The 13,276-nt window shown below is 62.8% G+C and carries 12 protein-coding genes, 1 tRNA gene and 2 rRNA genes; 6 read left to right on the top strand and 9 right to left on the bottom strand.

Features of this window, described 5'->3' with window-relative positions:
• Positions 1-252: 252 nt before the first annotated feature.
• A tRNA-Met gene (locus IH615_RS05315) sits at positions 253-329 on the bottom strand.
• Between the two features lie 218 nt (positions 330-547).
• Here IH615_RS05315 and IH615_RS05320 point away from each other — a divergent pair.
• Together IH615_RS05320 and IH615_RS05325 are read left to right on the top strand one after the other, a co-directional pair.
• Positions 548-1,585: an aldo/keto reductase gene (locus IH615_RS05320; RefSeq protein ID WP_291360424.1), complete on the top strand. Its 1,038-nt coding sequence runs from the start codon at positions 548-550 to the stop codon at positions 1,583-1,585.
• 109 nt (positions 1,586-1,694) lie between these two features.
• A complete protein-coding gene (locus tag IH615_RS05325; RefSeq protein ID WP_291360425.1) occupies positions 1,695-2,390 on the top strand; it encodes a DUF599 domain-containing protein in 696 nt (231 codons plus the stop codon).
• Positions 2,391-2,405: 15 nt separating this feature from the next.
• On the opposite strand, the gene IH615_RS05330 is transcribed toward IH615_RS05325, so the two are convergent.
• Positions 2,406-3,671: a tetratricopeptide repeat protein gene (locus IH615_RS05330; protein ID WP_291360427.1), complete on the bottom strand. Its 1,266-nt coding sequence runs from the start codon at positions 3,669-3,671 to the stop codon at positions 2,406-2,408.
• 62 nt (positions 3,672-3,733) lie between these two features.
• A complete protein-coding gene (locus tag IH615_RS05335) occupies positions 3,734-4,546 on the bottom strand; it encodes an alpha/beta hydrolase (RefSeq protein ID WP_291360429.1) in 813 nt (270 codons plus the stop codon).
• Positions 4,547-4,781: 235 nt separating this feature from the next.
• Between IH615_RS05335 and IH615_RS05340 the strand changes: the two genes are divergently transcribed.
• From IH615_RS05340 to IH615_RS05350, 3 genes are all read left to right on the top strand, one after another.
• Complete coding sequence (locus tag IH615_RS05340; protein WP_201662561.1) at positions 4,782-5,093, top strand: (2Fe-2S)-binding protein; 312 nt, start codon at positions 4,782-4,784, stop codon at positions 5,091-5,093.
• On the top strand, positions 5,059-5,544 hold the full coding sequence (gene bfr, locus IH615_RS05345) for a bacterioferritin (protein ID WP_284394524.1): 486 nt from the start codon (positions 5,059-5,061) through the stop codon (positions 5,542-5,544). Before IH615_RS05340 ends, bfr begins: the two co-directional genes overlap by 35 nt.
• A 72-nt stretch (positions 5,545-5,616) precedes the next feature.
• On the top strand, positions 5,617-6,027 hold the full coding sequence (locus tag IH615_RS05350) for a VOC family protein (protein WP_291360430.1): 411 nt from the start codon (positions 5,617-5,619) through the stop codon (positions 6,025-6,027).
• Here IH615_RS05350 and IH615_RS05355 read toward each other — a convergent pair whose 3' ends face one another.
• From IH615_RS05355 to IH615_RS05370, 4 genes are all read right to left on the bottom strand, one after another.
• Complete coding sequence (locus tag IH615_RS05355; protein WP_291360432.1) at positions 6,028-6,642, bottom strand: nucleotidyltransferase family protein; 615 nt, start codon at positions 6,640-6,642, stop codon at positions 6,028-6,030.
• Between the two features lie 70 nt (positions 6,643-6,712).
• A complete protein-coding gene (locus IH615_RS05360; protein WP_291360433.1) occupies positions 6,713-7,726 on the bottom strand; it encodes an alpha/beta hydrolase in 1,014 nt (337 codons plus the stop codon).
• A gap of 170 nt (positions 7,727-7,896) precedes the next feature.
• Entirely contained in the window at positions 7,897-9,114 is a 1,218-nt protein-coding gene (locus IH615_RS05365) for a lytic murein transglycosylase (RefSeq protein WP_291360435.1), read from the bottom strand.
• 144 nt (positions 9,115-9,258) lie between these two features.
• The gene (locus tag IH615_RS05370) at positions 9,259-11,442 is read right to left on the bottom strand and encodes a mechanosensitive ion channel domain-containing protein (protein ID WP_291360436.1); all 2,184 of its coding nucleotides are present in this window, start codon (positions 11,440-11,442) and stop codon (positions 9,259-9,261) included.
• Between the two features lie 136 nt (positions 11,443-11,578).
• Here IH615_RS05370 and IH615_RS05375 point away from each other — a divergent pair, with 136 nt between their 5' ends.
• On the top strand, positions 11,579-12,436 hold the full coding sequence (locus IH615_RS05375) for an alpha/beta hydrolase (RefSeq protein ID WP_291360438.1): 858 nt from the start codon (positions 11,579-11,581) through the stop codon (positions 12,434-12,436).
• Between the two features lie 153 nt (positions 12,437-12,589).
• Here IH615_RS05375 and rrf read toward each other — a convergent pair.
• Positions 12,590-12,705, bottom strand: a 5S ribosomal RNA gene (gene rrf / locus IH615_RS05380).
• A gap of 130 nt (positions 12,706-12,835) precedes the next feature.
• A 23S ribosomal RNA gene (locus tag IH615_RS05385) occupies positions 12,836-13,276 on the bottom strand; the annotation flags it as partial.

Raw genomic sequence — 13,276 nt, forward strand, 5'->3', positions numbered from 1 at the left:
ATGGAATATCCATAGGAGGAGAACGACAAGGCTTCCTGCGGCGCCGTAAGGCGAGACGATCAGGCCTTCAAGGAGATTCCGGGGAGCAGCGCATGGCTGCGACAGACCTATTCTGCTTCATGGTGAAGAAAATCATCCCGATTTCCGAAAAGAAGAAAGTCCGGATCGATATTCGAGGCGATCCGGCTGAATGCTCGACATCCCCTCAAACGCAAAAGGCCCGCCGGAGGGCGGGCCAATCGCGATTTGAAATGGTTGCGGGAGCAGGATTTGAACCTGCGACCTTCAGGTTATGAGCCTGACGAGCTACCGGGCTGCTCCATCCCGCGTCAAGGGCGTCAGATAGTGGCCGGTAAGATCACCATCAGTGCGACCGTGGTCGCGACGTGAGGGGTATATAGGGGGTCGGGGCGGATAGCTCAACCCTAAAAGGGCAATGCGTGACGCTTTTTTGACGGTGCGAAATTGTCGGCCGCAAGCCTGTCAATTTCAGCGACATCGGCTAGTGTGTCGCCGCTCTTCCATACCAGTCGCCGAGAAAAATCTGATGAAGCTGAAGCCACTTGGCCGTACCGACCTGCTGGTCACCGAAATCTGTCTGGGCACCATGACCTGGGGCAGCCAGAACAGCCAGGCCGAGGGCCACGCCCAGATCGACATGGCGCTCGATGCCGGCGTCAATTTCATGGACACGGCCGAGCTCTATGCCGTTCCCGGCAGCCCGCAGACCTCGGGCCGCACCGAAGAGATCATCGGCAACTGGCTGGAGCAGTCCGGCAGGCGCGACAAGTGGATCATCGCTTCCAAGATCGGTGGCGGCGGCAGCAAGTTCCTGCGCGATGGCCGGCGGGCCGATGGGCCATCAATCCGCATCGCCTTCGAGCAGAGCCTGCGCCGGCTCAAGACCGACTATCTCGATCTCTACCAGATCCACTGGGCCAGCCGTGGCAGCTACAGCTTCGACGGCTCCTGGACCTATGCTCCCCACAAGCAGGAAACCGCAGATGTCCTCGCCAATATCGAGGACATGCTGGGCACGCTGGGTGACCTGATCAAGGAAGGCAAGCTCCGCCATGCCGGCGTCTCCAACGAAACCACCTGGGGCATCGCCCAGTGGCTGCGGATCGCCGAAACCAGGGGCCTGCCGCGCCTGGTCTCCGTGCAGAACGAATACAACCTGCTGCGCCGCCATTTTGACCTGGACCTGGCCGAACTCAGCCACCACGAAAAGGTCGGCCTGCTCGCCTATTCGCCGCTGGCCGGCGGCCTGCTCACCGGCAAGTACAATGACGGCAATGTCCCCAAGGGCAGCCGCGCCGACTACCAGAAGGCCTTCTGGCGGCTCAACGAGCATTCTGAGGCCGCCGTCAAGCAATACCAGGCGCTGGCGGCGCGGCATGGCCTCGATCCGGCGCAGATGGCCATCGCTTTCGCCCTCACCCGCCCGTTCATGACCTCGGTGATCATCGGCGCGACCAGCACGGCGCAGCTGTCCAATGCGCTGGGCGCCGTCGACCTGACGCTCTCGCCCGAACTGCTGGCAGAGATCGACGCCATCCACCGGCGTTATCCCCGCACCATCTGAGGCCCTTCACATCTCCCCCTAAGGGAGAGGTGGCGATTCCCGCTTTCCCGGGATTGACCTCGTAAGCTATGAGAATCCGGCGCACATGCACGCGCGTGGAGGCCTACCCTTGTCGACGACGCTGATCTCCACCCTGTTCCCGCTGATCTGCTACTTTGCCTACAATATCATTGTGCCGCTGGTGGAGCGGCTGCGGCCATCCCTGTCTGTTATCATGAACATGCAGCGCCGCCGCTGGGTGGCCAATGCAGCCGTACGCGACAATCCCTTCGACGCCATCCTGTCGGGCAATATCATGGGGTCGGTCAGCTTCCTCGCCTCGACCGCCGTGCTGCTCATCCTCGCCATCTTTGCCGTCTTCGGCCAGGTGCCCGCGCTGATGGACGCCCTCAATTCACTCGCGCTCAACCGCACCTACACCACGCTCGATGTCCAGCTCCATTTATTGGTCATGCTGGTCATGTTCGTGCTGGCCTTCTTCGCCTTCACGCTGTCGCTGCGCCAGTTCAATCATTTCTGCATCATGCTGGGCGCCATCGACCATTCCAGCCCCATTTCCGAAGCCGAGATCGACGCCATCACCGCCATGAATGCGCTGGGCGCCCGCAACTTCAACAGCGGCATCCGTGCGTACTATTTCTCGGTCGCCACCGTCGCCTGGTTCGTCTCCGAATGGCTGCCGATCGCCGCCTGCATTGCCACCATCGCCATCCTGGCGCATCGCGAGTTCTTTTCGTCGGCGCATCGCACCGCGGCCTCTGCCGCCGTCATCGCCGCGCGCCGCCAAGCCGAAAAGCAGAAATAGGGCTGCTGCCAGGCCCTATTTCGTCTTGGTCTTGCCGGTGCTCGGCGTCGCCGGGCCCGTCAGTCGCGCCAGATTCTCGGCGGCCAGCTGGTAGCCCTGGTCGGCCGCCTGCTGGTAGTAGCTGATCGCAGTGTCACGATCGGCCGTCACGCCAAACCCGTTTTCATAGATATGGCCCAGATTGTTGAGGGCGATGGGCTGGTCGCTGTCGGCCGCCAACTGCGTCCACTTGATGGCTTCGTCATAGTCGACCTCGGTCCCCAGGCCATCGAGATGAAGCAGCCCCAGATTGACCGCAGCGCGCATCTCCCCGCCTTCGGCCGCCTGCCGATAGAGTTCGAGCGCCCGCCCATAATCCTGCTTGACGCCCCTGCCATCCTCATAGAGCAGCGCCAGATTGTGCTGGGCCAGTGCCAGGCCCTGATCGGCCGCCTGCCGGTAGAGCTCGGCGGCAGCAACCAGGTCGGTATCGACGCCGAGCCCATTTTCCAGCAGGAAGCCGAGATTGTTCTGGCCATACATGTCGCCCTGGTCGGCGGCCAGACGATAGAGTTCGGCGGCCCGCGCCGGGTCGGCGGGCTGGCCGCTGCCATCCTGCAGCAGCTTGCCCAGATTGACCTGGCCGGAGGCATCGCCCTGCGCCACCGCCAGTTCGAACCAGGCCGCGGCGGCGACATAGTCGCGCGGCACGCCCAGCCCCTCCTGATACATCAGCCCCAGATTGGACTGGGCCTTGCTCATGCCCTGCTCGGCCGCTGCGCGATACCAGCGCGCCGCCTGGGTATAATCCTGCTTCAGCCCCTCGCCGAAATCGTAGCTGAGGCCCAGGCTGTTCTGGGCCAGCGCGAAACCGGCCTCGGCGCCCTGCGTCAGCAGTTGCGCCCCGCGCTCCATGTCGACGGCCACGCCATCGCCGGTGGTGAGCATGTCGCCCAGCATGGCGAGCGCCACCACATTGCCGGCGGCAGCGGCCTCCTCGAACAGGGGCACGGCCCTGTCCGTATCACCGGCAGCAAAGTAGGCACGACCCAGCCAGCCCTTGACCTGGGCCGAATCCGGCTCATCCTCCAGTGCGGCGATACAGGCATTGATCGCGGCATCGGTATCGATCTCCCAGCTTTCCCGCCCGATCTCCTCAAAGCCGGTCTCGTACTGGCTCGCCGCCGCCGCCGCGCAGGCATCGAATGGCTGCTCCTCGGTCGCAGTCGCCGGCCCCAAACCGGCTGGCATCGCCAGGCTCAGCACCAATAGCCCGCGCCCAAGCCGCTTCAATCCAGCCATCGAAATCTCCTCCACCCAGCCGCGGCCCCACTCTATCCAAGCGCCGCCGCGGAGCAAGCCGGCTAAGCAGCCAGATGCCGGCGCAGGAAGCTGGCAACATCCTCTACCACCGGAGCCATGCCCCGGGCCGGTCGGCTGAGCGCAAGCAAGGGCTCGGCATGTCCGAGCCCGGCATAGTGGACTTCCTCCACCGCCACGCCGGCCCGGCGCAATCGTTGCGCCAAGGCGACGCTGTTGCGGGGATAGACCAACCGGTCCTTGCCGCCATGGCCCAGCAACATCGGCGGCGCGGCCGGCGTCACGTGGTGGATCGGTTGTGTCGCCATGGGGTCGCGCACGGCTCCGAAGGTGCGCAGGCTGATCGGCCCGTCAAACGGGTAAAAGTCATAGGGCCCGGACAATCCCACCACGCAGCGGACTCGGTCGAGCAAGGCGGCGCGCCCGAGATAGGCGGGGTCAAGCGCCAGCATGGCGGCATTGTAGGCGCCGGCCGAATGGCCCATCAGCGCCATGCGCCGCGCATCGCCGCCATACCGACCGACATGCTCCGCCACCCAGGCGAAGGCGGCAACGCCGTCTGCGAGAAATCCGGGATATTCGATTTCGGGCACGAGGCGATAATCGGCGATGACCGTGACATAGCCCAGCGCGGCCAGCGCGCGTCCGGCAAAGCCATAGTTGCGCCGATCGCCATCCATCCACGACCCGCCATAGACGAAGAACACGACTGGCGCCGGTCCGTCCGCCTGCCGCGGTGCATAGATGTCCAGCCTGTGCCGCACCCCCGGCCCATAGGGCAGATCCCGCGCGACCTGACGAGATCCCTGGTCCTTGGGGCTGAGAGCATTGAAAACACTGAGAAGAGAAATGGCCATGCCCGCCCTGATAGATAGCCCAGCAGCAACGAAGCAAGCCCCGACATTGTTTCGTCGCCAGCGCGCCCACGTCGCGGGGCAACAGAATGGGTGCACATTAATTACGTTTGCGACCTCTTAGGACCGCAGACGCGGCGCAGCCGCATAGCGGGCGCGACATAATCGGACATTGACATTCAGCTAATCGGGCGGCTTTATGCGCCCAGCAAGCTCCACCTGACCCCGTCGCGCCACCATGCTCGTCTGCCAATGCAACATGATCACGTCCAAGGAGATCGAGGATATCGTCCTCGACCTGCTCCGCGCTGATCCCTGGCAGCTGGTGGTCCCCGCCAAGGTCTATTCCGAGCTCAACCGCCGCGCCAAATGCAGCGGCTGCGTGCCGAATGTGGTGGACATTATTGTCCGCGTCACGGAAAACTACCACGCGCAGCAAGCCCAACAGTCTGGCGACGTCGTTTCGCTGCCGACTGGGCTCGAAAAGCTCAAGCAGCAACGGAGTGGAGTACGTCGTGAAAGGCGAAGCACAGGTCATCGAGCGGCTTAATGAAGCCCTCTTTCTCGAACTGGGTGCAGTCAACCAGTATTGGGTCCACTTTCGTCTTCTGGACGACTGGGGCTACAAGAAGCTGGCCTCCAAGGAACGCGCCGAATCCATTGAAGAAATGCATCACGCCGATCGTCTGATCGAGCGCATCATTTTCCTCGAAGGCCATCCGAACTTGCAGCGCGTCGCGCCGCTGCGAATCGGCCAGACCATCAAGGAAGTGCTCGAAGCCGATCTGGCCGGCGAATATGACGCCCGCGCCGCCTACAAGGCGAGCCGCGAACTCTGCGAACAGCTCGGCGACTATGTCTCCAAGAACCTGTTCGAGGCGCTGCTGACCGACGAGGAAGGCCATATCGACTTCCTCGAAACCCAGCTCGACCTGCTCGCCAAGATCGGCGAAGAGAAATACGGCCAGCTCAATTCGGCCTCCGCCGACGAAGCCGAATAAGCCAACCCGATACCCAGCCGCCCGGATCCCGGTCCGGGCGGTTTTTTCTTGCCCGCATGATTGGAGAGCCCAGTGACCTGGCATACCGGCCGCCTCATCGATCATGTTCACCTGCGCGCACGCAATTTCGCCACCACGCGCTACTTCTACGAACACGCATTGGCAGCTCTCGGCTTCCGCATCGAGCAGCAGGGCCAGGGCTGGTTCCAGGTGGACGAATTGTTCGTCGACACCGCCGACGCCAGGACCGTACCGACCCATATTCACCTCGCCTTCCAGGTCAGGGATCGCGACATGGTGGACGCCTTCTACAAGGCGGCCCTGATGGCTGGCGGGACCGACAATGGCAGGCCCGGCGAGCGCCCCTATCATCCCGGCTATTACGCCGCCTTCGTGCTCGACCCCGATGGCAACAATGTCGAGGCCGTCTTCCACGGCCCGGTGCGCCGCTCCGCCGATGCGGTCAGGGTGGACCCGGCCTGATCACTCCGGCCAGGGAATGACGGTCAGTTCCGGCCAAATCGCCTTGGCGCGCTCGCCCTTGCTGGTGTGCGATATCCGGTTGTCCAGCACCGGATTGGGCACCATGCGGAACGAGAAGAGATCATCGAGCCCGAACGGCGCGACAATCTCCATCCTGTCCGCAGCGTCGAGCCGCACCCCCACCGCATGGGTCCTGGAGGCATAGCGCCCCAGCATCTCCGCCGACGAGGTCAGCGGGCTGAACGGGCTGCCGAACTTGTCTTCGAACCACAGATGCACCCGCGCCTGGTTGCGCACCTGTATCGGCAGCCCCAGGCCAGCAAACCTGATATCGCAGGCCTTGATCACCTTGTCCTCGGCATCCCAGCCGATATCGCTGTCATCGAAATAGAACACGTCGATATCGTTGACCCCGGTCATGTCAGGCCGCCCGGTCAGGTGGTTCCACACCTGGTTGTAGATGGCCCCCGCCACCAGCAGGTGATCGGGCAAAGCCATGTCGCGCAACCCTGCCAGCACCATCATCAGTACCGGCTGCTGGCGGATTATGGCTTCGAGCGCATCGCGTTGCGTGGCGGCATCGGCGCCGGAGAATCGGAGGTGGTCGGTGGACATCGGTTTCCCAGTAGCTCTCATGGTGGGCTTGTCAGGATGAGGTCTGCCGGTCGATTCGGCGATAGCCGACCTACTGCTCGATCGGCTGGAACATCGCATTCATCTGTTCGACGATCTGCTCCATCGGGGCCACTGCCTCGGGCAGTTGTTCGGCCGGCTCGGGCGCCACCGCCACATAGGGCACTCCGCTCGGAAACGCCCCGAACATCTGGAAAAACGCCACCATGTCCTCCAGGACAGGCATGCGCCAGCGCCACATCGCGCCCATCGCCAGCACCGGCTCCATATGGCCGAAGCCCTCGTAATAGCGCGTGGTCACCCAGACGCCGCTATCCTTGAGCTTCTGCGCGAAGCGCTCGGTATTCTGCATGCGCACGATCGGGTCGGTCGTGCCGGTCGCCAGATACATTGGCGGCGCCTCCGAGGTCACCAGGCTAATCGGCTGCGTACCTTCGGGGTTGGGCGCCTTGCCGAATACATCGCGCACCTCGCCATATTCGAACGGATAGAAGTCATACGGGCCCGACAGCGCCGCCACCCCATTGATCGCCATGGTGACGCCGAACTCGCGCAGGAAGGATGAATCGAGCGCCAGCATCACGGCATTGTAGGCGCCCGCCGAATGACCGGCGAGAAACAGCCGGTTGGGGTCGCCGCCATAGGTGGCGATATTGTCCTGCACCCAGCTCAGCGCCGCGGCGCTGTCATAGAGGAAATCGGGATAGGCCACTTCGGGATAAAGCCGATAGTCCGCGATGACGACTACGAAGCCGCGCGACGCCAGGGCCTGACCAACGAACTGGTATTCGTATTTCTCGCCCCGGCTCCAGCCGCCGCCATAGATGAAGAACACCACCGGCGCCAGGGCCCCGATTTCGGTAGGCGCATAGACGTCGAGCTTGTGCCGTGGCCCCGATCCATAGGCGGCGTCGGTGACCACCTTGGCTGTGCCGCCATCCATCGCCGCCGGCAGGTTGAACGGATCCATGATGGAAACGGCATGGGCGGAAGCAGCCGGCAGGACGACGCTGGCCAACAGGCCAGCCAGCATGGTGCGACGGGAAAGCGAGAATGAGTTGGGCATGGACACTGGGAAAAGCTGGAGGAAGCCGCTTGGTAGCGGCGAATGCAGGGGAATTTGTGGCTGGCTGGAAGTGGCCCGAAATGGGCGAGGGCAGGCGCCTCCAACGATCGGAAACCAGCCTGCCCTCTACTTAAGCGGGATAAAACTGCACCTAATGAGTTAACGAGGCGTTAACGCTTGAGCGCCTCGAGCAGCCGTCCCGAGATGTAGCCATCGGCTGGCAGGCCCGCCTGTGCCTGATAGGCCAGCACGGCCGCCCGCGTCTTGGGTCCGACCACGCCATCGGGCGAACCCACATCATATCCAGCCCGCGCCAGCAGCGTCTGCAACTCTGCCTTCTGCGCCTTGGTCAGCGCATAGTCGCCGGCCGGCCACGGCGTGGCAAAGCTGCCGCCGCCGATGATGCGATCGGCCAAGTGCCCCACCGCCAGCGCATAACTGTCCGAATTATTGTAGCGCTTGATGACGTCGAAATTGGGCAGCAACAGGAAAGCCGGACCGTTTGCTCCGGCCGGCATATAGAGCCGCGCCACGTCGCTGGGCCGTGGAAAGGCCTTGCCCGACACGCGCTGGATGCCCATGGCCTGCCACTGGCTGAGCGGCGCCCGCTCGAGCTGGCGGGCGGCCGCGAAATTGAAGCCGCTGGGCAGCTTGATCTCATAGCCCCAGGTTTCGCCCGGGCGCCAGCCGAAGCTGTTGAGATAATTGGCCGTCGAACCCAGGGCGTCCTGCACCGAGTTCCAGATATCCTTGCGCCCGTCGCCATTATAGTCGATCGCGTAGCGCATGAAGCTCGAGGGCATGAACTGTGTATGCCCCATGGCCCCGGCCCACGAGCCTGTCATGTTATTGGCGCTTACATGCCCGTCCGAAACGATGCGCAGGGCCGTCAGCAGTTCTTCGCGGAAAAAGTCCGGGCGATAGCCGCCCTCGGTCAGCGTCGCGAGCGCATGAATGGTGTTCTCGCCGCCCATGAAGCCGCCGAAATTGGTCTCCATGCCCCAGATGGCCAGCACGAATTCGGGCTGCACGCCCCAGCGTTGTTGCGATCCGGTCAGCGTCTGGTTCCACTCCGCGCGCATTGCCTGGCCCTTCTGCGCCTGCGCCGCGGTCACCCGCTTGTCGATATATTGCTGCACGGTCTGGGAGAATTCGGGCTGCTTGCGCGTCAGCTCCATGACCTTGGGAATATAGCTGTAGCCGCTGAATGCCGCCTCGAAGGCAGCACGGCTGACGCCTCGCGCCTCGGCCTGTGGCCATAGCCCGCGCACGAAGTCGGCGCTATTGGCCAGACTGGGCGCCACCGCGCCAAGGCTCAGCGCTGCGGCAAGCGCCAGCGCGGGCAGATGACGGAATCGGGCAAGGGTCCTGCCCCTCGAAAGCAACATGACGAGCCTCGTGATACGCGATGAACCAAAAAGTCACGACCGCGCCGGCTGTGCCGCAACGGGCGCGTATCACTATCTTAACCCACCAAATTAAGATCGGCTTAAGGCAAACGCCCCGCGGCTATCACGAAACGGTCAGGCTGTTCACAGCTTGGCCGGCCCCTCGCCTTGCAGCGGTGGCGGTAACGCCGCATCGCCACGTTTCTTGCTCGTATTGGCCACATAGGTCACATGCGGATAAGGAATCTCGATGCCGCGTTCCTCGAATATCTTCTTGACGATCTCGCTATAGGCCCGTCCGGCGGCCCAGTGCTTGCCTGGCAGCGTCTTGATGCGAGCGCGCACCGTCACCGCCGAGTCTGCAAAGGCAATGACGCCCTGCATGTCGAGATCGTCGATGATGTCCTCCCTGTGTTCGGTCTGCATAAGCAGATCGAAAGCGTCGCGCATGGCCTGCTTTACCTCCCCGATATCACTGTCATAGGCCACGCCGAGCTCGGCCACATGGAACGAGAATCCACGCACCATGTTGCTGACCTGATCGACCGAGGAGAACGGGATCAGATGCACGGTACCGTTGAGGTCCCGGATGGTGACCGAGCGGATGGTGAGCTTCTCCACCACGCCGGACTTGTCGCCGACCGCCACCACGTCGCCCTCGTTCATCACGTTCTCAAACTGGATGAAAATGCCGGTGATGATATCCTGCACCAGCTTCTGCGCGCCAAAGCCGATGGCCAGGCCTATCACCCCCGCGCCCGCCAGCAGCGGCGCGATATTGACCCCGATCTGCGCCAGGGCGAGCATCAGCCCGAACACCACCAGGGCGATGGTGAAGGCATTCTTGAACAGGTTGAGCAGGGTCTTCTCGCGCGGCGTCGGTGTCTTGCCGATGCTGGTATTGAGCCGATACTCCACCCACGACGCCACCACCACATGCAGCACGATGCAGACCAGGATGATGAGCGCGGCCGAAATCACCGAGCCGGCCGCCTGCTGCCCGCCGGGGCTGCCGATCCAGCCGACGAAGTCGAACAGCGCCCAGGCCTGGGCGATGGCCGCAAGCACCCCCGCTATCACCACCCATCGCACCACCTGCATGACCGTCGGCACGAAGGCCTGCAGCCGCGTCTCGAGCAGGGGCAGCCTTTGCTTGACGTCTTCAGGCAGCCGCAACCCGGCGCTCACGAAGCGTGAAATGAAGCTGACAATGACGACGCCAACCAGGATGGCGATTACCGACTGAACCGTAGCGCCCAGCATGAAGGGCAGCGCCTGTTCCGGATTGGCGAACCACACCACCAGCAGCGTGACGAGGTAGACAATGGCGACAATGTGCCAATATTGCCCCAGCACGACCAGCAACTGCCCGGTGCCGTCGTGGCCGCGCCGCTCGGCGATCCCACTCAACCAGTTGCGCACATCGTCCTTGTTCTGCAGTACGATGACGATGCCGATCGTCACCGCCGTGGCCATGACAAGCACCTGCACGGCAGACGCGGCGGCCACCGACAGGTTGGCCGCCAGCAAGGGCGCCACGAACAGGAACGTGTAGCCGATCAGCGAGATCACCCGGCCCAGCCAGAACGACCAATAGGCGGCATTGCTGTCACCCACCGGCACCAGCCGCAGCGCCTCGAAGCGTGGCGCCAGGAACGAGCGTGCCGCCAGCTTGCTGAGTTCAATGAGCAGAAACGCATTGAGCAGCAGCGACTGGTTGATACCCATGCGCCCGACGCCGCCCACCATCAAGGCCACCACATTGCCGATAGCCCAGGCGAGCAGAACCGATCCGAGATCCACCAGCGCGGCGGCCATGGCACCCAGGATGCGCGATACCCAGCCCCCGCCTGTCACCCGCCGGGCGATGACCCCCTGCGCCCACAGCACGATGATGCGAAATGCCAGGAAGCTGCCAAACAGCGCCGCCGCAACCAGCATCACCCCGACCGCCGCGTCCCGCAGCACGTTGAGATCGCCATCCAGCGTTCCGCCCAATCCCTGCTGCAGGTCGACAAACACCTGTCCCAGCGCCTGCAGCGTGGCGGACGTGCCTTCAGCCGCCGCCCGGGTATATTCCGCCAATTGGCGCACGATGCTGAGATCGGGCGGCGCATCGACCGGTATATCGGCTTCGGCGTCGGCCCGCTTCAGCCGCTCGATCAAGGCCGCGCGCGTTGCGTCATTCTCGATGATGCGGATCAGCTCATCCAGGTCCGCGTCGCTGCTCTTAGCCTCCACCGCGGGCTCCGGCGTGACACCGGGAATCTGCGCCGATGCGGCGACAGGCGAGAGCAGCAGTGCGAGCAGCAGGAACACGATTCGCATGAGAGATTTCTGACCAATTCGGCAGGTGTTGATCGGTTCGAGGCAGACACCGTTACCTGCCCGTCGAATGTGGATACGCTGAGGCGACAAGAAGGTTCAACCGCTAGCGGAGCTTTTCACTGGCAAAGGAGCACGAATGGTCCCCAATCTCCCGTTGGCCGCATGGCAAGATCTCCAGACCTACAGCGATGATGACCTCGTCATTTTCGAACGCAGTGGTACCCCGCCGCTGCCCACGCCCCACCAGACCGGCCATGTGCACCATGATGGCGCCGAACTCTGGTTCGCCAGCATCGGCCGCGGCCGGCCCGTCATCCTGCTGCATGGTGGCCTTGGCCATTCCGGCAACTGGAGCTTCCAGGCCGCCGCTCTCGTCGCCGCCGGCAATCGCGTCATCCTGATCGACAGCCGCGGCCACGGTCGCAGCACCCGCGACAGCAGGCCCTTCAGCTACGAGCTGATGGCGGGCGACGTCCTTGCCGTGATGGATAGCCTCGCCATCGACCGCGCCAGCCTGATCGGCTGGAGCGACGGCGCCTGCACCGCCATGGTCATGGGCAACCTGCATCCCGACCGCGTCGACGGCGTGCTGTTCTTTGCCTGCAACATGGACCCGTCAGGCACGCTGCCCTTCGTCCCCACCGCTGTCATCGATCGCTGCTTTTCCCGTCACCGCCAGGACTATGCCGCCCTCTCGGCCACGTCAGACGATTTCGATGCCTTCGTCGAGGCCGTTGGCACCATGCAGCGCACCGAACCCAACTACGCGCCCGACGACCTGCGGCAGATCAAAGTGCCCGTGACCATCCTGCACAGCCAGGGCGACGAGTTCATCAAAGCCGAACATGCCCGCTACCTGGCCGACACCATTCCCGGAGCGCGGCTGGTGACCTTGCCCGGCGTGACCCATTTCGCCCCTTTGCAGCGGCCCGCGGCGTTCAATGCGGTGGTCAAGGAGATCCTGGATGGCTTTCGCAGGCCGCCAACCGGATAAGGCGCGCAATGACCGGCTCTCGGCATACCCCGAACTGCGCGATTCAACCGCAATTCTCATGGACGCCAAACGCAAAAACCCCCCACCGTTTCCGGTGAGGGGTTTTTGAAAGTTTTCTTTCGACATTGTAACGAGATCATACGTTTTTGGCAGACCTTGCAGCGACCTACTCTCCCAAGCCTTGAGACTTAGTACCATTGGCGCAGAGGAATTTGACGGTCGAGTTCGGGATGGGATCGGGTCTTGGGCTCCTCGCAAAAACCACAAGGTCAGCGAAAAACGTATGAGTGAATTCTGGTTATGTTTTTTGGACATTGCTTTCCCATGCAAGAAGCAATGTCTGGTGTATTTCTGAACCGATCGAACAGTCACAATCTATGCGGACATAGATTAATGAGAACGATCAAGCCAATCGAGCTATTAGTACCGGTCAGCTTCACACATCGCTGCGCTTCCACATCCGGCCTATCAACGTGGTGGTCTTCCACGACTCTCAAGGGAATGCTCGTTTTGAAGGAGGCTTCCTGCTTAGATGCTTTCAGCAGTTATCCCGTCCGAACATAGCTACCCTGCAATGCGGCTGGCGCCACAACAGGTCCACCAGAGGTTCGTCCATCCCGGTCCTCTCGTACTAGGGACAGCTCTTCTCAACATTCCAACACCCACGGCAGATAGGGACCAAACTGTCTCACGACGTTTTAAACCCAGCTCACGTACCACTTTAAATGGCGAACAGCCATACCCTTGGGACCTGCTCCAGCCCCAGGATGTGATGAGCCGACATCGAGGTGCCAAACAATGCCGTCGATATGGACTCTTGGGCATTATCAGCCTGTTATC

The organism is Devosia sp. (assembly GCF_014860165.1).
GTDB lineage: Bacteria > Pseudomonadota > Alphaproteobacteria > Rhizobiales > Devosiaceae > Devosia.